This window comes from Citrobacter sp. MNAZ 1397 (genome assembly GCF_023613995.1).
Taxonomy (GTDB): domain Bacteria; phylum Pseudomonadota; class Gammaproteobacteria; order Enterobacterales; family Enterobacteriaceae; genus Phytobacter; species Phytobacter ursingii.
This window is the reverse complement of record NZ_JAKIVH010000001.1, coordinates 1,299,073-1,317,844: the sequence shown is the minus strand read 5'-3', so window position 1 is coordinate 1,317,844 and position 18,772 is coordinate 1,299,073. Positions and strand designations below refer to the sequence as shown.

At 54.3% G+C, this 18,772-nt stretch carries 16 protein-coding genes; 4 read left to right on the top strand and 12 right to left on the bottom strand.

Annotated features, from left to right (window positions below; translation table 11 throughout):
- Window positions 1-41 precede the first annotated feature (41 nt).
- Complete coding sequence (pdxR, locus tag L2097_RS06140) at window positions 42-1,439, top strand: MocR-like pyridoxine biosynthesis transcription factor PdxR (protein ID WP_250352361.1); 1,398 nt, start codon at window positions 42-44, stop codon at window positions 1,437-1,439.
- A gap of 383 nt (window positions 1,440-1,822) precedes the next feature.
- Here pdxR and L2097_RS06135 read toward each other — a convergent pair whose 3' ends face one another.
- The 8 genes from L2097_RS06135 to sad all read right to left on the bottom strand — a co-directional run bounded on the left by L2097_RS06135 (window position 1,823) and on the right by sad (window position 11,878).
- Window positions 1,823-3,274 carry a tagaturonate reductase gene (locus tag L2097_RS06135; RefSeq protein ID WP_047370247.1) on the bottom strand — a complete coding sequence of 484 codons (1,452 nt, stop codon included), beginning with the start codon at window positions 3,272-3,274 and terminating at the stop codon, window positions 1,823-1,825.
- A gap of 344 nt (window positions 3,275-3,618) precedes the next feature.
- Window positions 3,619-4,587: a sensor domain-containing diguanylate cyclase gene (locus tag L2097_RS06130; RefSeq protein WP_250352360.1), complete on the bottom strand. Its 969-nt coding sequence runs from the start codon at window positions 4,585-4,587 to the stop codon at window positions 3,619-3,621.
- Window positions 4,588-4,697: 110 nt separating this feature from the next.
- Entirely contained in the window at window positions 4,698-5,690 is a 993-nt protein-coding gene (locus tag L2097_RS06125) for a sensor domain-containing diguanylate cyclase (protein ID WP_250353135.1), read from the bottom strand.
- A gap of 209 nt (window positions 5,691-5,899) precedes the next feature.
- The gene (locus L2097_RS06120; RefSeq protein ID WP_250352359.1) at window positions 5,900-7,345 is read right to left on the bottom strand and encodes a GGDEF domain-containing protein; all 1,446 of its coding nucleotides are present in this window, start codon (window positions 7,343-7,345) and stop codon (window positions 5,900-5,902) included.
- Window positions 7,346-7,467: 122 nt separating this feature from the next.
- Window positions 7,468-7,824: a DUF4186 domain-containing protein gene (locus L2097_RS06115; protein ID WP_047370243.1), complete on the bottom strand. Its 357-nt coding sequence runs from the start codon at window positions 7,822-7,824 to the stop codon at window positions 7,468-7,470.
- Window positions 7,824-8,750 carry a glutaminase B gene (gene glsB / locus L2097_RS06110; RefSeq protein WP_250352358.1) on the bottom strand — a complete coding sequence of 309 codons (927 nt, stop codon included), beginning with the start codon at window positions 8,748-8,750 and terminating at the stop codon, window positions 7,824-7,826. Before glsB ends, L2097_RS06115 begins: the two co-directional genes overlap by 1 nt.
- 49 nt (window positions 8,751-8,799) lie before the next feature.
- Window positions 8,800-10,389, bottom strand: coding sequence for a methyl-accepting chemotaxis protein (locus L2097_RS06105; RefSeq protein WP_250352357.1), 1,590 nt, complete (start codon window positions 10,387-10,389; stop codon window positions 8,800-8,802).
- 100 nt (window positions 10,390-10,489) lie between these two features.
- Window positions 10,490-11,878 carry a succinate-semialdehyde dehydrogenase gene (gene sad / locus L2097_RS06100; RefSeq protein WP_250352356.1) on the bottom strand — a complete coding sequence of 463 codons (1,389 nt, stop codon included), beginning with the start codon at window positions 11,876-11,878 and terminating at the stop codon, window positions 10,490-10,492.
- A 104-nt stretch (window positions 11,879-11,982) separates the two neighbouring features.
- Between sad and ptrR the strand changes: the two genes are divergently transcribed.
- Complete coding sequence (gene ptrR / locus L2097_RS06095) at window positions 11,983-12,861, top strand: putrescine utilization regulator PtrR (RefSeq protein ID WP_047370239.1); 879 nt, start codon at window positions 11,983-11,985, stop codon at window positions 12,859-12,861.
- Here the strand turns inward: ptrR and L2097_RS06090 are convergent.
- Window positions 12,815-13,297, bottom strand: coding sequence for a GNAT family N-acetyltransferase (locus tag L2097_RS06090; RefSeq protein WP_250352355.1), 483 nt, complete (start codon window positions 13,295-13,297; stop codon window positions 12,815-12,817). The genes ptrR and L2097_RS06090 overlap by 47 nt on opposite strands.
- 147 nt (window positions 13,298-13,444) lie before the next feature.
- Between L2097_RS06090 and L2097_RS06085 the strand changes: the two genes are divergently transcribed.
- Window positions 13,445-14,389 carry an L-lactate dehydrogenase gene (locus L2097_RS06085; RefSeq protein WP_047370237.1) on the top strand — a complete coding sequence of 315 codons (945 nt, stop codon included), beginning with the start codon at window positions 13,445-13,447 and terminating at the stop codon, window positions 14,387-14,389.
- Window positions 14,390-14,475: 86 nt separating this feature from the next.
- On the opposite strand, the gene L2097_RS06080 is transcribed toward L2097_RS06085, so the two are convergent.
- From L2097_RS06080 to dtnK, 3 genes are read right to left on the bottom strand one after another with little or no spacing between them, the layout of a single operon-like run.
- Window positions 14,476-15,237, bottom strand: coding sequence for a DeoR/GlpR family DNA-binding transcription regulator (locus L2097_RS06080; RefSeq protein WP_047370236.1), 762 nt, complete (start codon window positions 15,235-15,237; stop codon window positions 14,476-14,478).
- 1 nt (window position 15,238) lies between these two features.
- Window positions 15,239-16,225 carry a D-threonate 4-phosphate dehydrogenase gene (locus L2097_RS06075; protein WP_047370235.1) on the bottom strand — a complete coding sequence of 329 codons (987 nt, stop codon included), beginning with the start codon at window positions 16,223-16,225 and terminating at the stop codon, window positions 15,239-15,241.
- On the bottom strand, window positions 16,218-17,453 hold the full coding sequence (gene dtnK, locus L2097_RS06070; RefSeq protein WP_250352354.1) for a D-threonate kinase: 1,236 nt from the start codon (window positions 17,451-17,453) through the stop codon (window positions 16,218-16,220). Before dtnK ends, L2097_RS06075 begins: the two co-directional genes overlap by 8 nt.
- A 175-nt stretch (window positions 17,454-17,628) precedes the next feature.
- On the opposite strand from dtnK, the gene L2097_RS06065 reads away from it, so the two are divergent.
- Window positions 17,629-18,768: an iron-containing alcohol dehydrogenase gene (locus tag L2097_RS06065; RefSeq protein WP_250352353.1), complete on the top strand. Its 1,140-nt coding sequence runs from the start codon at window positions 17,629-17,631 to the stop codon at window positions 18,766-18,768.
- The last annotated feature ends 4 nt before the right edge of the window (window positions 18,769-18,772 follow it).

The window sequence follows — 18,772 nt, the reverse complement described above, 5'->3', positions numbered from 1 at the left end:
ACGTAGTAAAAAGATACATAATCCGACATATGAGGTAGGACATGAAAACGGGCTACCGCGATATTTACGCGCGCTACCGGCACAACATTCTCAGCGGGGTGCTGAAACCCGGTGACAAAGTCCCTTCCGTGCGTGTGCTGGCCGACGAACTTGAGGTCGCGCGAAAAACAGTGGAAACCGCATATGCCATTCTGGTGGGCGAAGGTTTTCTGGTAAGCCAGGGCGCGAAAGGTACACGAGTAAACCCGGATCTCCGGATCTCTGAAAAGGCAGGGCCACCCGCTCAGGTATGGACGGCTGACACACAGCTCAAGTCAATGGTAGACGTTCGCGATCAGGAGGGATACCTGCGTCTGGGCATCCCGGCGCTGGATGCTTTCCCTTACAAGAAATGGTTGCTCCTGTCCGGCAAAGCCGTGCGCGCCATGTCCGCCGCAGAGATGACCAATCCCCCACTGATGGGTTATCCGCCGCTGCGTGAGGCCATTGCCCGTTATCTGACCTTTTCTCGCGGACTCACCTGCACTGCGGAACAGATTTATATCACTGGAGGTTATCGTAATAACCTTACGCTAATCCTGAGCGCGCTGGCGGCGCGCGGCGATAAGGTCGTCATTGAAAACCCGGGTTATATCTTTGGCCAGCAATTACTGAAAAGGAGCGTGGAAAACCTGCATTACGCACCGGTAGACAAGCAAGGGCTCGATGTTGACTACTTGTTGAAAAACCATGCGGATGCCCGCTTTGTCTGCATCACTCCCTCACACCATAGCCCGCTGGCCGTCACTCTTTCCCTGCCGCGTAAACGTCAGTTACTGGAGTGGGCCGCAGCGAACAACGCGTGGATAATAGAAGATGACTATGACGGCGAGTTTCATTATACCCGCAAGGTACTGCCTGCCCTCAAAAGCCTTGATATTGAGGATCGGGTCATATATATGGGCACATTCAGTAAAACGGTGATGCCTGCACTGCGTATCAGCTATCTGGTTATGCCGCGCAGTACGCTTAACGCATTCCATGAGACCGGCGAAATTATCGAAAGCGGGCAATCGGTTCTGACACAAAAAATCGTCGCAAGTTTTCTCAACGAAGGACACTTCTTTCGCCATTTAAAGAAGATGCGCACCCTTTATCAACAGCGCCGCCAGAGGGTGCTCGATGCGCTACACCAGGTTTTTCCGGATCTATTCGATGTTGAGGTCAATGATGGCGGCATGCATATTATCGCTTTTCTGCGCCACGGCACCGGTGATGTACACCTGGCGCAAATCTGGCAAAAAAAGCAGCTAAAGGTCAGTCCGCTTTCAGAGTGGTATAACAGCTCTGAAAAACGCTACGGGTTAATCATCGGATACACCAATATTCATAGCAGCGAAGAAGCGGTGGCATTATTACAGCGGGTTGCGAAAGAGACGCGGGAATGGCTTAAAACCTGAAGGGGAACGAGTCCCCTTTCAGGTAACTACTCAGGGTAACGTACTGACGAATGAGATATCCCAGGCCGTGGCAAGAAGCGAAATACTGACGACCAGACCCATGACAACAGGCACCGCTCTTTCCAGCTTTTCCATTGCTTGTCCCTCTCTTTCGTTCTTGTTGCGCCGACTGCGGCAACAACGGATTTCCCTGGCCGAATGTCTCGGCACTGGTGTGGCACAGTAAAGTATAGAAAAGATCTTCCAGCCTGAGAGACCTTTTCGTTTTTTTCCGCCGATTCCGATGCGCCTGTTATTAGCACCATAATAAGTATGTTGTAACTAATGACGTCAAAAAGAAAACCCGGCGTAAGCCGGGTTCATAGCAGTCTAACCGAATGCTATCAGCACAACGGTTTCACAGCCTGACGCATGCCCTGCAGCAGGATAGCGTCGAGATCCAGTGAAACCTGTTCTACCAATCCACTAACCTGGGTCAGATCCTGCTCCCAGTGTTCGCTGACCGACAGTACCGCTTTCACAAGGTCGCTGGTGCTGATCTGATGGTCGCCGTGCTGGCCCCAGAGCTGCTGATAACGGGTGATCCAGTGTGCGTCGTCCTGTACCGGATAGGCTTCGCCATTACGGTCTGCGCGGTAAAAAGCAATCAGCGCGGCCAGCGCAAAGGTCAGACGCGCGGGCAGTTTACCGGTAGCTTTTTGCCCTGCCAGCAATTGCGGCAGAATACGGGTACGGAATTTGGTCATACCGTTCAGGGCAATAGAGAGCAACTGGTGTTTGATGTACGGGTTACGGAAACGCCCGGTCACCGCGCTGGCAAAGGATTCCAGCTCATCGCGCGGCAGGTCAAGAACCGGGATGATCTCCTCATAAATCGCTTTCTCAACAAAGGCACAAATTTCGCTGTCGTTCATGGCTTCGCCCACAGTATCGAGACCTGCCTGGAAAGCTACCGGCACCAGTGCGGTATGCGCGCCATTCAGAATAGCGACTTTGCGTTCTTTATACGGTTTGATGTCATCGACAATCAGCACGTTCAGCGGATATTTGTCCAGACGCAGCTCTGCAGCCAGTGACTGCGGCCCCTGGATCACAAACAGGTAGAAGTGTTCTGCGGTGTCGAGGAAGTTGTCGTGATAGCCCAGCTCCGCTTCAATTTTTGCCACTTCATCGCGCGGATAGCCCGTTACGATACGGTCAACCAGTGTGGAGCAAAACGTGTTCGCGGTGTTGAGCCATGCCACGAATGCGTCACCCAACGCCCAGTCCTGCGCATAACGCAGCACCAGTTCGCGAAGCGCATCACCGTTGTAGTCAATCAGTTCACACGGGATGATGACCCAACCTTTATCTGCCGCGCCGTTAAAATGACTGAAACGTTCAAATAAAAGACGGGTCAGTTTAGCCGGGTAGCTAACCGCGGGCGCATCATCGAATTTATCGCCAGCATGGTAGCTAATACCGGCTTCGGTGGTGTTGGAGAAGACAAAACGCATCTGGGGATTATGCGCAAGTTTCAGGAACTCATCGTACTGCCTGTAAACACTGATTTCACGATTCACGGAACGGATCAGGCGGGAGTCGCTGACCGCTTCGCCCTGCTCGTTCAGGCCACGAATGATAGTGGTATACAGGCCGTCCTGGGTGCTCAGAGACGGCGGGAAGTCGCTGTCGATTGGACGAACAATCACCACCCCGGCATCGAGGTCAGTGTGCTCATTCAATAAATCGATCTGCCAGTCGATGAAGGCACGCAGAAAGTTGCCTTCACCAAACTGAATCACACGCTCAGGGTAAGAAGCGCCGGGAAAATCGCGACGGTTAACTGTGTTCACAATGGGTTCCTTTTTTGATTAGTCATACAACCTAGGAAGATTGGTGTAATAACTTACCAAACTTTTCGACCATGAACCCCTGTTTTGATCAAAGCGAGACAACATTTCCGCTAGCAACCACAAAAATACAACATCCGTCACAAAAACTGCTAAAAAGGCCCGTCGCAACGCTCTGCACGCCGTCTTGCAGAACGTGACAGCGTTTTATTCATATAGATACGGATTTAACGGGTATACAGGAGGCGAACAGAAGAGAAAGTGGTCATTTTTTTCCTTAAAAGCAACCACGGTGAGATTCACATATTGTAAACACGACATTCCGTGTCAGCGTTTTTTCCAGGGTATTAGCGTTCGCGATGGTTTTTGGTCTTCATGGCGTACATTTTGGCATCCGCATCTTCCAGCCAGGCTTTTATATCGCCATTACCGTTATGATCGAACTCACTCACTCCCCATGAAAAAGCAAGCTTCCAGGGTTTACCGGAGGACAGGTTCCAGGCCTCGGTCTGCTCAACCAGGTACTCAACGGCAATCCACGCACCTTGTTCATGCGTGTCGGAGAAAAGCACCGCGAATTCATCGCCACCATAACGCACCAACAGATCCGCTTCCCGAAAGCTTTCGCGCATCACTTTTGCCATTGAACGCAGGGCTTCATCGCCTTCGTTGTGGCCCCAGTTGTCGTTGATCTGCTTGAAACCATCAAGATCAAGCCACGCCAGCGCCAACGGTTCAGCGCGACGACGGGCACTGCTAATCGCGAATTTCACCAGGTTATCAAACGCACGGCGGTTAAACAGCCCGGTGAGTTCATCGGTCGTGGCAGCGCTCATCACTGCGAACTCATTTTCCACGATCAGCGCAAAATCTTTCAGAATCTCCACCTCGGCCGATGAGAACGCGCGCGGGCTGCGATCGAGCAAACAAAAGGAACCGACAAGCGCGCCATCGGGCAGGCGCAGTGGATAGCCTGCATAAAAACGCAGATGGGATTCTCCGGTTACCAGCGGGTTATCACAAAAGCGCTCGTCGCTACCGGCATCGTTGACGATAAGCGGCGTTGTGCTGAGGATGGTGTGTCCGCAAAAAGAGAGATGGCGCGGCAGACTTTCGTGGGCGTGGCCATCACTGGTTTTAAAATGCAGGGTCTTTTCCCCCACCAGCGTTACCAGCGCGATAGGAACATTGAACAACCGCTTTGCCAGCCTTGTCAGGCGGTCGAAACGTTCATTAGTTCCTGAATCAAGCAACCCGGATTCGCGCAACGATGCCAGGCGTTTTTCCTCGTCAAAGGGAAGAGCAGGAGTTTTCATAAAGAGCCTATCTCGCTAGTCAGTATCGGCAGGTGTCCGCGTTTATAAGGCGTGATCGAGCGATCGATTCGCGGTGTACAGGATAAAGCTTAGCGTATTCAGCACGTTTGTCAGTGTGAGTAGATTTGATTTTTACCGCGACGTTTTGCTTTATAGAGGGCGTCATCCGCTGCTTTCAGCCAGTCGGTGACGTTTTGCATCTCCTGGGTTGCGCTGGCAATGCCAATGCTGAGGGTACAGTGGAAGGCATATTCCTGGCTTACGCTCATCACGGCGGCGGAATCCATAATTCGCCCGGCAACGGCGAGCGCCTCTTCCGCTGTGGTATCCGGAAGCAAAATCACAAATTCATCTCCCCCCAGGCGGGCCGGCGTATCAGTCTTACGCGTTGCGGCATGTAAAATCTTCGACACTGTGACCAGCAGCGCGTCGCCCACTTTGTGGCCAAACCGATCGTTGACCTCTTTAAAGTTATCGATATCGATGAACATCAGCATTGAATTGCGCGGCAATTCACGCAGTTTATCGAGTTCATACTGGATACGTTTTTCCAGCAGGCGGCGATTAGCAATATCCAGCAGAGGATCCATCATCGCAATGCGTTCCAGCTCGCGGCTTTTATTTCGCAGCTTAACGGCAATATTATGGGTCAGTACGCTGAGCGCCAGCATATAAATGGCAATCAACGGCAGCGTAGCGAACATGGTGCGCTGAGACACTTGCACATCAACATGCATCCCCTGCGCAACCCAGGCTGCTGCAAATGCCGCCAGCATTAACAAACCGGCTTTACGCATCAGGTCAATGCCGCCCGCCGAGAGGCGATCGGACAACAGGATTGTGGCGATGACCACTGAGGGGAGTGGGTTAACCGACATCATCGCTATCCAGAATCCCCCGGCAGCGGCGTCTAAAATCAGATTTTGATGTTCCAGGGTCAGGGGAGTATCGGAGAAACGGACTCGCAAAAAAGCCAACGTCGGCCAGATAAAGGCATTAGCGCCCAGCAAAAGTATCAGCCAGAGGGGACGATGTAACTCAAGCAATACCGAAAGAATGGGGAAAAAACAGAGAAATGTCCCAAGAATACGCATCAGGTACATGCGTCTGACAAACCTGCCGCCAGAGATCCGCTCGCTGTTCTTCAAATTGTCAGATCCATTCATGGCGCAAATTATTTCCGGTACATATACTCAGTTATAGTATTGACGATGAAAATTTGTAGCAAGCAATTTAATAACTTATCTCTATCGTTTTGCCTTATAACAAGGCAAACATGGCCTGTCGAATCAGGCCATTCAGCAAGCTGATCTTAGAAACCGACCGAAGATTTTAAGGCTTCTTCCGTTGGCGACTGACGCATGCTGGAGCAATTTCGCCCCGCTTTTTTGGAACGATAGAGATACTCATCCGCCTCAGCGAGTAATTTATTAAAGACCTCCGTCAACGAACCGGAAAGCACCTGCCCGTTACTCACGCCAATACTAACCGTCAGGCGCAGTGTTCGGGCATGCCAGTGAAAAAGATGTTCCTCAACCGACTTGCGCAGTCGTTCAGCCAGTAATAAACCGGCTTGCGGACCGGATGTGACGGCCACCACCGCGAACTCTTCCCCCCCCATTCGGGCAATAACCCCCTTCCCCCCCAACTCCTGACGTACCTTCTGCGCAAACGAGGCGAGCACCTGGTCGCCACACTCGTGCCCGTAGTTATCGTTGACGCTTTTGAAGTAATCGATATCCAGCAGCATTACCGTCAGATGTTTGTCAGCAAAGCCATTGCTGTCGCGGTTGAGTGCTTCATACAGGCCGGAGCGGGAGTAAACACGGGTCAGAAAATCGTAGTCCGCGCGCAAGGAAACATGACGCATCAGACGGTTGATGGTTTCCATGCTGACAGAGACAATGACCGGGCAGATTGCCATAGTGGCTATTCCCAGTCGGGCAGAAAACATGCGCGACATCTGCAACGGCGAGGCGACAAAAATATCGATCATGCCTTTGGCTATCAAAATGATCTCCAGTCCACCGGTTATTAATGTCAGCAGACAGGTCACCGGCAAGGAGAAAGTGAGGGCGCACCAGATAAGCGCAGGCAGGGGGAATGCCAGGCTGCCCGCGCCACCGATCCACACCGATCCCAGTACGGAGGCAATCAACACCAGTATCGGCAGCAGCGTTTTACTGTTAAAAGCAGGCTCTTTTGTTGGCCAGACGGCAGTCAGAATGCAAGGCAGGATCAGTACCCCTGTCGAGAACTGCTCGCTGAACCAGTCGCCAAACAGCATCAGGAAATCCTGGTTGATGACCACCCCCATCGAGCCAAAAGCGCCGAAAAGCGCGCAGAGCATTGCCGATACCAGGCAGTAACCAAAAAGGTTAAGGGCGTTGATCGGTTGTGGCGCGTGACGCATAAGCCGCTGTTCGCGCTGCACCAGCTGCGCTATGGTCACGATAAAAATCATGTTGGAAAGGTTAATCACCACCGATGACCAGCCCCACGAAGTGGTTACGCCATCGTAGATGAGCATTGCCAGATAACTCATCAAATAGTAAGGCCAGCGCTGTAAAAAAGCGTAACGGGCAAAGATCCCTGCCATCACTGCGTTTAGCGGCCAGAAAAGCGAAAGTGCCTCGACCAGACGCAGCATCGCCCCGACAAAATAAAAAAGCGTGGTGATCAGAAAAATCACCGTCGCATTGATGAACGGCTGATCATTTCGCAACAGGCGAAATGTAGGCGAAAAAAGAGCGCGCATTACATATCAATCCCAGATAAGGATGTAGCAAGTCATTTCGACGTGGCAAAAATAGCGTATAGCTTAATGTAATGCATTTACAACAGCCTGGTAACATGCCTTTACCGCTTAATTCATTAATTTTATGAATTCATTTGCAGTACCAGCCAGTGGTAAATAACGCCGACGATATAGCGCTGCTGCACCTCAGTTAGCTCAGCGCCGGCGGGAATAGCGTGCCATTTTGCCAGACACCCCCGACAGCAGGTAGCCGTGGCATGCTGGGCAATAAAGACCGGATGACCGCGCATGGGCGTCTGTTTGCCGTCATTATGCGGTAACGCCGGGGCCAGACGCCGGGCTACAAAGTCAGCCGCGTGTGTCGCGATCGCTTCGGCCCCTTTTTCCATGCAGTACTGGCGCTCTTTCGCCCCCAGACGAAAGCGGGAACGAAAAGGGGAACGGGCAAGCCGCGCAAATAATGCGTCGTATTCAGACATCAATACACTGAACGCCCCAGTTGCCGGGTAAGCGCCTCCAGTAAGGCAATCCCCGCCAGTGAATTTCCGGCCTCATCCAGTTCCGGGCTCCAGACCGCAATGGCCATCTCTTGCGGTACAATCGCCACAATTCCACCGCCCACGCCCGATTTTGCCGGTAAGCCTACACGCCAGGCGAACTCGCCGGCATTTTGATACATCCCGCTGGTTGCCATCAGCGCGTTGACCTGCCGGGTTTGTTGCGGCGTTAACACTGGTTGCGCAAGATGCGACGCCGTACCTTTATCGGCCAAAAAGAGAAAGGTACGCGCCAGCTCGACACAGCTCATTTTCAGCGCACAGTAATGAAAGTAGTTTTGCAGTACCGTGGCAACATCATTATTGAAGTTACCAAAGGACTTCATCAGCCAGGCTATCGCCGCGTTGCGTGCGGAATGTTCGAACTCTGAACGGGCCACCACGCTGTCAAACGCAATATCCGGCGTAGCGGAAAGTTTGCGCACGATTTCCAGCATCCGCTGGCGCGGGGCGCTAAGGCGGCTTTGCAACATATCGCAGACCACCAGCGCACCGGCATTGATAAACGGATTACGCGGTTTTCCCTGTTCGATCTCCAGTTGCAAAAGGGAATTAAACGGCTGGCCGGAAGGATCTTTGCCAACTCGCGTCCAGATTTCATCTTCCTCGTAATGGTTCATCGCCACCACAAGGCTGAGCACTTTTGAAAGGGACTGAATAGAAAAACGTTCATTGGCGTCACCGGCCTGGAACTGTTCCCCGTCGACGGTACAAATGGCGATACCCAACTTGTCCCCGCTGACGGTTGCCAGCGCGGGAATATAGTCTGCCACTTTCCCCTGACCTTTCAACGGACGTACCTGCTCAAGCAATGCCTCAAGTACGCCATTATCCATGACTGTCGCCACACCCGATCCTTACTCACAGCCGTAAATGGGGCTGCGAGTATAGCAAAAATCAGGCCGGGAGACGAAAGCGGGAAACTGCCTGCATCAGCGCGTGAGAATCATTATGCAATTGCACCGAAGCTTCGGTGGCATCGGTGACCAGTTCCCCGGTGCGCCGCGCTACGTTATTCAACGAATGCAGTCGACGGGTCATATGATGGATGCTCTCCCCCTGGCTGAGGGTAGCCGTGGAGATATCGTTCAGTAAGCCGCTCAGATGTCCAACCAGGCCGGTGACCTGTTGCAGATTATCTTCCAGTTTGCTTACCGCGTGGGTGCCGTCGTTAATGCCCTGTAAAGAGTGGTTGATCAATTGCTGAATGGTTTGCGTCGAGTGGCTGCTCTTACGCGCCAGCAGCCCTACCTCTTTTGCCACCACAGCAAAACCGCGCCCATGGTTACCCGCGTGCGCCGCCTCGATGGCGGCATTAAGCGCCAGAATATTGGTCTGGAAGGCCACCCCGTCAATTAACTCAACGATGCCGCGCATTTCAGAAGCACGACCGACAATCGCCTGCATCGACTGGTTTACCGTCTCCATCATACTGTCGCCCCCCGCCGCAACCTTGCGCGCTTCATCCGCACGTTCACTGGCAAGCCGGGCATAACCGCTATTACCTTCAACATGGGATTCAAGCGTCGCAATATGGGCCGTGACGTCCTCCAGTTCTTGTGCCTGACGGGTCGATTGCTGATACAACTTCTGGTTGCCCTGCGCCAGACTATCGATATTGTTCACCATCGAACGGGTGGCGTGACTCACCTGACTGACAAGTTGTTGTAGTCCGTGCTGCATGGTGTCGACGCTCAGGACAATCTGGTCAATTTCGCGGTTGAAGCGTTTGACGTCGGGCAATGGCGTGGAAAGGTCGCCGGCAGCCAGGGTATTGATATGGGCAATGAGCCGACGTAGCGGTGTGATGAGCCAGCGCGACATGGCAAACCAGACCGCAATCGCGATAATCACCAATAGCGCAGGCACCAGCACAAACACCTGCTGCAGACGCGCCAGCCCGCCCATTAAGGTCAAACGACCTTCATCGGCCCGCTTTTCGCTGGCCTGCTGAAAGCGCGCGTAATTATCGTTAAAGTCGGCCTGAAATGCCTGGGCCGGAACGGCAAAAAAGGCATCGATCGAATTGGTTTTGACCAGCCCGTCGGCCTGCTCTTTGATTGCACCGTAGAAAAGCTGGTAACTGTTGACCAGCCCGTCATCTTTCGGGGGATTCATCGCAAGCCAGGCCTGCCAGGCTTTCTGTGACGTCGCAAGCGCAGCCTGAGCTTCATCCATCAGGCTATGCCAGCTACCATCAGAACCGGTCTCTTTATCCTGCATAAAATAGACACCCGCGCGGTTAAGCAGATCACTTGCCGCCAGTAATGCTACACGGGCTTCATCTACTTTCACTTGTTGCAGGTGAGTGTGTTGATTGAGTTGTTCATTGTGCTGCGCATCGCGTAACGACAGGGTGAGAACGAAGGATGACGCTATCTGGAGTGCGGAAAAAAGTCCGATTATCCAGAAGATACCTGCCAGTAAGCCAAACTGCCGGGGTGTCAGTTGCCGAAAAATTCGGCGAAAAATTTGCTTTAAGTTCATGATATTCTTCTATAACCTCACGATGCCCGCGAGTTTACGAAAGAACTATGACGAAACCATGACATTCACAGACGGCGCACCCCGCAGGGCGCGCCTAAGATCACAGGCGATCTTTCCATACGGTTTGCGCATTACAAAACTCGTGCAAGCCGAAATGTGACAACTCACGGCCAAATCCGCTTTTCTTCACACCGCCGAAGGCGACACGGGCATCGCTGGCACTGTATCCGTTAATAAAGACCCCGCCACACTCCAGGCGGGCGGCAAAATCCTCTGCCAGCGCCATATCCGCGGTAAATACCGTCGCCGACAGACCAAAATCGCTGTCATTGGCCAGCTCAAGGGCATGTGCCGCATCGCGCGCCACGGTGATGGCTGCCACCGGGCCAAACATCTCCTGACGAAAAGCGGTCATCTCCGGCGTCACATGGGTCAGTACGGTTGCCGGATAGTAGTTCCCTGCCCCCGAAGGTTTCACGCCGCCAAGCGCCAGGGTTGCCCCCTCACTCAGAGTCGCCAGTACCTGTGCGTGCAACTCATCGCGCAGGTCGTAACGCGCCATGGGGCCAAGGTAGGTGCTCTCATCCAGAGGTTCCCCCTGTGGCAAGGCCGCGGCCGCCGCGATAAATTTCTCCGTGAAAGCATCGGCAATGCCGGCCTCCACAATAAAGCGTTTTGCCGCCGCGCAAACCTGTCCGGTATTTTGATAACGTCCGGCCACTGCCGCTTTCACGGCCAGATCGAGATCCGCATCATTGAGGACGATAAACGGATCAGAACCGCCCAGTTCGAGAACACATTTTTTCAGCGCGGCGCCTGCCTGGGCGCCAATCGCCGCCCCGGCACGCACGCTGCCGGTGACGGTGACCGCCGCAATGCGCGGATCGTTTATCGCCTGGCTCACGCCGTCGTTGGTGGCATTTACCCAGCCAAACACGCCCTGTGGTACGCCCGCCTCGGCAAAGATTTTGCCTGTCAGATCCGCACAGCCCAGCACATTCGGCGCATGTTTAAGCAGATAACTGTTGCCCGCCAGCAGAATCGGCACCGCGCCGCGCAGTACCTGCCACAGCGGAAAGTTCCATGGCATCACCGCCAGAATCGGCCCCATTGGTCGGTATTCAATCGTCGCCCGATTGTTTTCTACCAGGGTCGCTTCCGAACCCAGCATCGACGGACCGTGGTCGGCGTACCAGTCGCACAGATTGGCTGATTTGGTGACTTCACCGCGCGCCTGGGTTATCGGCTTGCCCATTTCTTGAGAAATCAATTGCGCCATCGCCTCACCATGGCGGCGTAATACCGCGCCGACCGCGCGCAAGACCTGCGCACGCTCAGCGATACTTTTTTGTCGCCACTGGCGATACCCGCTGGCGGCAAGTTCCAGTGCCGCGTCAATGTCTTCACGACTGGCCCAGGGCGTCGCCGAGAGGGTTTCTCCGGTTGCCGGATTGACAGAAATAGCATGGGTGGCAGATGAAATTGACATAATTCTCTCGCTTTCGCTGTTCAGGTATTGCGCTATGGTCGCTGAATTTGCTATTTCTGAAAACTGAATAATATTAACTTCACTATTCACGAATGGAGAACACTATGGATTTAACGCAGCTTGAGATGTTCAACGCCGTGGCGCAAACCGGCAGCATTACCCAGGCCGCGCAAAAAGTGCATCGTGTGCCGTCAAATCTCACCACCCGCATTCGCCAGCTGGAGGCGGACCTCGGGGTAGATCTCTTTATTCGTGAAAACCAGCGGCTGCGTCTTTCCCCCGCCGGGCACAGTTTTTTACGCTACAGCCAGCAGATCCTCGCGCTGGTTGATGAAGCGCGGATGGTGGTGGCCGGTGACGAGCCGCAGGGACTGTTCTCACTTGGCTCGCTGGAGAGCACCGCCGCGGTGCGCATTCCGGCCACGCTCGCGAAATATAACCAGCGCTATCCGCGCATTCAGTTTGATCTGGCAACCGGGCCCTCCGGCACCATGATCGACGGTATTCTCGATGGCACCCTGAGCGCCGCCTTTGTCGACGGACCGGTAATGCATCCCGGGCTTGAAGGGATCCCTGTCTATCGTGAAGAGATGATGATTGTCGCCCCACATGGCCACGAGCCCATCACCCGGGCGGCCCAGGTGAACGGTTCCAGTATTTATGCGTTTCGCGCCAACTGTTCCTATCGTCGCCATTTTGAGAGCTGGTTTCACGCCGATCAGGCGACCCCCGGTAAAATCCACGAAATGGAGTCCTATCACGGGATGCTGGCCTGTGTGATTGCCGGGGCCGGGCTGGCGCTGATCCCACGCAGCATGCTGGAAAGTATGCCCGGTCACCACCAGGTTGGCGCCTGGCCGCTGGCGGAAAACTGGCGCTGGCTGAATACCTGGCTGGTGTGGCGGCGCGGTGCGAAGACCCGCCACCTGGACGCCTTTATTGAGCTGCTGAACGCCGATCCGCAGTCAGCCGTTTTTCCATAAAAATGCTGAGCGGATCTTCTGCATAAGGGGCAAAAGCCTCCCGCTGCTGATATCCACTGCGCGAATAAAGACGGACCGCCGCGTGTTGTTTAATGCCCGTTTCCAGGCGCAATGTGTGGCATTCGCGATCCCGTGCCGCATGCTCAAGGGCTACCAGCAGCTTTTCCCCCAGTTGCTGGCCGCGATGGTGCGCATCAATATAGACCCGTTTCATCTCGCCGGTACCGTCGTCATTAAGGACTATGGCACCACAACCGACCATCGCACCGGACGCATCCACGATGGCCTGCATGATGACGCGCTCAGGTGGCAAAGATGCCAAATCGAGGAGATGATTGCTCTCAGCCGGGTAAAGTTCAGCCTGATATGCATCAAGGGCGGCAATCAGGGCGCGAATACCTGGCTGAGTTGCCGAGGCAGGAATAAAGGTATACATGACTCCTCCTGTTATTGTTCTGTTAAATTACGCGCAAACCCTGCTCACTTCGCCATACAATTAACTTATATATCCCTGTCCGGATTGCATAAAATGCGCCTGCGGCGGTAATTTACGCTCACGCGTAATCGTGATAACGGAAGAGAAATGAATACCAGAGCCCGCAAAGTGATGATCATCGGTACCGGCAATGTTGGCGCATCGGCGGCTTACGCCCTGCTGAATCAGAACATTGCCGAAGAGTTGATCCTTGTTGATTTGAATCGCGATCGCGTTGAAGGTCATGTGCAGGATCTGGCGGACGCCGCCGCATATATGCCGGGCATGATGCATATTACCAGCCGCGATGCCGCTGACTGTGCCGATGTGGATATTGCGGTCATCACCGTCTCCGGTGGCCCGCTTAAGCCAGGGCAGACCCGCCTGGACGAGCTACAGAACACCGCGCGTATTGTCAAAAATATTGTGCCGCAGATGATGGAAAACGGCTTTAATGGCATCTTTCTGATTGCCACCAACCCCTGTGACATCATCACCTGGCAGGTATGGAAACTCTCTGGCCTGCCGCGCAGCCAGGTCATTGGTACCGGCGTCTGGCTCGATACCACCCGATTGCGGCGCGCGCTGGCGCAAACGCTGGATATCGGCGCGCAAAGTATCGACGCGTTTATCCTTGGCGAACATGGCGACACTCAGTTTCCGGTGTGGTCGCACTCCTCCGTTTACGGTTCGCCGATTGCCGATGTCTGGAAGCGGCGTACCGGGCAAAACATCGATTTTGACGGGCTGGCAGAGAGCGTTCGTAAACACGGTTTTGAAATTTACGCCCGTAAAGGCTGCACCGAGTACGGGATTGCCGGGACGATTGCGGAGATCTGCCGCAATATCTTTACCGGTAGCCACCGCGCGCTGGCGATCTCCTGCGTGCTTAACGGTGAGTATGGCGTGAGCGATGTCGCCATTGGCGTGCCTGCGGTCCTGACCCAGAGCGGCGTGCAGCAGATTATTGAGTTACAGCTTGAAGCGGACGAAGTGGCGAAATTTAACCACTCCGTGTCGGTGATTAAGCAGAATATCTCTCGCCTGCCGTAACAGGCGACTCGCTGCTATCGAACAAACGGCGTGGCAATGAGCACGCCGTTTGTTTTAACGAAATAGAGCAATCAATGGGCAGGATGCTAACTGGCAATGGTTAACCGGGCAGGCAAGACGGCAAGTTTCTGGCGAATATCGTCGCCAAGGTGACTGTCGGTGACAATGTCCGTCAGCGAATCAAGACGGGCGACATTAAACAGCGACCACGCCCCGTATTTACTGCTGTCAGCCAGCAACACCCGACGCTGTGCATTATCAATCAACGCCCGTTTCAGCGCCGCTTTCTCTTCGGTTGGCGAGGTGATGCCTTTTTCCAGATCCCAGCCGTTACAGCTAACGAAGGCCAGATCCGGCCAAATCCCCTGCAACAGCTTACGACCATGATCGCCGATGCATGACTGGCTGGTATCATCAATTCGCCCGCCAATAATGGTCACTTCGATTTGCTTAAACTCAGAGAGAAACAGCGCGATATGCAAATCGCTGGTGATGACCCTCAGCGGCAGATGCGTCAACTGGCGAGCGAGTTCAATCATGGTGGTGCCCGCATCAAGCACAATGGCGTCGCCCGCTTTCACCAGCGACGCGGCCGCACAGGCGATAGCATGTTTTTCCGACAGATTACGCTGCATTTTCTCAAGCGTTGTCGGCTGCGAGGGGATAAACCGGTTAAGCGTAACGCCGCCGTGTGAACGGCTTATCACCCCTTCCTGATCGAGTTTGATCAAATCGCGGCGAATGGTGGCAGGAGACGCGTTGGTGATTGTCACCAGTTGGTCTACCGTTACCAGATTATGGCCTTTCAGATAATCCATAATCTGTTCTAACCGGTTATATCCCTTCATATTATTCTCGTGTGATTTGCATAGCTAACTGGATGGAGACCGCCATGCTCTCCGGTTTCGCTTTTCCGGTCCAGGCGATATCAAAGGCGGTGCCATGATCCGCAGAGGTACGGATAAACGGCAAACCAGCAGTGATATTAACCCCATCGTAAAAGCCCAGCAATTTTAAAGGAATATGCCCCTGATCGTGGTACATCGCCACCACCATGTCATACATCCCTTCATTGCACTGCATAAAGACCGTGTCCGGCGGGCACGGGCCGTAAACGTTGAGCCCTTCGGCTTTCATCGCTTCAACCGCCGGGCCTACGGTAGTGATCTCTTCATCGCCAAACAGGCCATTTTCTCCGGCATGCGGGTTCACCCCGGCCACCGCGATACGCGGGTTTGCAAAACCAACACGTTTGAGGAAAGTATCCGCCACACGAATTACCGTCTTGATACGATCCTGATTCAGGGTATCAAGGAATTTACGCAGCGCAATATGAGTGGTGACGTGAATCACTTTGAGTTTGTCGGTATAGAGCACCATCGCATAGTCGTTAATATTGGTCAGTTTCGCCAGCAGCTCGGTATGACCCGGATAGTGGTGACCACCTGAGTGCAGCGCTTCTTTGTTCAGCGGTGCGGTGGCAATGGCTTTTACTTCGCCGGCCATCGCCAGTTCCGTCGCGCGCCGCACGCAACGGTAGGCCAGATCGCCCGCCTGGGCTTGTACTTTGCCGGGTTCCAGCGCCTGCGGATCCGCCAGCGGTTCATCGAGCACGTTAATCACGCCAGGCGCGAAGCGGGCGTCGCTGACCTGGTTGATAATGCGCAGTTCCGCATGCGGCGTCACGTTCAGCGCCAGGATACGGTTGAACGTTTGGGCGCACCCCACAACCACAACCGGCGCCCCGGACAGCTCCCCTTCGACCAGCGATTTAATAATAATCTCCGGACCAATCCCCGCAGGATCACCCATCGTTACGGCAATAATGTTAGTCACTCGACTTCTCCTCAATAAAATACAAAACCTTGCGCAACGTGGTTTCGTCGCCAAAACCGCCCGCTTTGGTCATCACTGGTCGTTGCCATTCGCAACCTGAAAAATATCCCCAGGGCACGCATTCAGCGGCGCGCCCACGAATCTGAAACCCTTTTGCTCCCAGCGCCCTGGCGACAGCTATCGCCACATCTCCGCCGGAGAGATAAAGTCCGTCAGGCGTACTGTGCTGCAGTACATCCCGGGTCAGTGCACCTAAATAATCACAAATACGCTCACCGCACTCCGCCCGGCTCAGCCCCCAGCGCTCGCATAGCGCAGCCACCTGATGGCGCGCCTGTTCATCCGGGCAGGTATGCACCAGACAGTGTTTGCCCGCGTTAAGCGCGGTGGTAATCGCGGCGCGGTAGTCGGTGGAAGACGGCTGGAAGACATCATTGATATCAATAAAGATGTGTTCACAGCGAGGATGCTGCGCAGCTGTACGCACCTGTTTTTGAGCGATTTCACTCATTGAACCGACCACCGCCAGCACCACCGCCTGTTTTTCCGGCGCCAGACGGCGTGACAAGGCGTCACACAGCCCGGCAGAACCCACCAGCAACGGCCTTTCGCTCGCCTGCATAGCATGGGTGATGATGTCATCCAGATCGGCGTCCGTTTGCGCATCCACTACCAGTAGCACAGGTGCTTGTGCACGGGCGTGTGAGAGCGCGACGGGTAATTGTGAGGGGGTAATGTTCTGGCTATGCCCGATAAAGAGCGCTCCCACATCCGCGCTGGTAATCGGCGTTTTCGGATCGCTGGCAAACTCGGTGTCGGTGAGCAGTACGCCATTTACCAGGCATTTCCCCTGCCGGGTAATGCGTCCTGCCGCTGGAAACGCCGGGGCGATAATCACCGCCGCCGCCCCCGTAACCTGCTGCATGGCCATCACTTCGGCTCCCGGATTACCGCGTAGCGTGGAATCTATCTTTTTTACCAGCCACGTCGGCGAATACTGACGTAATACGCTTTCAGTCAGCGCGGCCACCTTCTCTTGTGCCGCATCCGCCGTCAGTGCGCGGCTATCGCTGTTATAAATGAGCGCCTGCGCATCGCTTTGGTATGTCGCTTCCAGCACGACGTCCACACGCATCCCTGCCTGCGCCAGGCTCACGCCCGCATCGTTCGCGCCTGTGAAGTCATCGGCCAGAATGACCACTTGTTGGTCCGAGGTTTGTTTGTTCATCCCTACTCCGGGTCGTTACGTTCTGGATATGATTATATTCAATCATAATTGATTATATGTGAGCAAGATCAACTTATTTAATTTGCGAATAAATTATAAATTTATGCCATACAGTGACCGTGATTGAAAAAATATGATTGATTTCAATCACCACAAAGACAGACAGGAGAACGTTGTGGTAACAATAAACAGCACCCTGATAAGCGGCGCAGGGGCCATTCCCGCCATCGCGCCATTGCTTACGGGTAAAAATAAACTCTTACTGGTTAGCGACAGCAACGTCATCAAACTTGCCGCAACGCAACAGATCCTGACACTGCTGCAGGCGGAAGGCCGACGGGTACAGGTTATTGACAGCGTACCGCCAGAACCCAGCCAACATGATGTCGCCCGTATTCTTGGCGGCTCGCCGGACTCAGCATTCGATCTGGTCGTGGGTATCGGCGGCGGCAGCGTTCTCGATGTCACCAAACTGTTATCGGTCCTCTGTCATCCTCGCTCACCCGGCCTTGACGCCCTGCTCGCCGGGGAAAAACCGACCGCACGCGTCCCTTCTTTATTGATTCCGGCCACCGCAGGGACCGGATCTGAGGCCACGCCAAACGCGATCCTGGCGATCCCGGAACAGAACACCAAAGTGGGCATCATCTCTCCGGTATTGCTGCCGGATTATGTCGCGCTGTTGCCGGAATTGACCACCAGCATGCCAGCGCATATCGCCTCTTCTACCGGTATTGATGCCCTGTGCCACCTGATTGAATGCTTTACCGCTACGATCGCCAACCCGGTGAGCAATAACGTAGCCCTGACCGGTCTGCGTAAGCTTCTGCACAATATCGAAACCGCCGTTAGCGAGCCGCACAACCTGACCGCGCGCCTCGAAATGTTATGGGCTTCTTATTACGGCGGTGCGGCAATCACCCATGCCGGGACGCATCTGGTGCATGCGCTCTCCTACCCACTGGGTGGCAAATACCATCTGCCGCACGGTGTCGCGAATGCCATTCTGCTGGCCCCCTGTATGAAAGTGGTGCGCCCGTACGCCGTCGAAAAATTCGCGCAGGTGTGGGATCTCGTTCCGGACGCCGACACCACGCTCAGCGATGAGGATAAATCCCACGCGCTGGTGGATTACTTTGCTGCGCTGGTAAAACGCCTCGATCTGCCGGACAACCTGGAAGCGCTGGGGGTACCGCGTGCGGATATTCCGTCGCTGGCCGATGCCGCCCTGAACGTTAAGCGCTTGATGAATAACGCCCCTTGCACGGTTGATCACAGCGCCGTGCAGGCGATTTACCAGACATTGTTTCACTGATTTA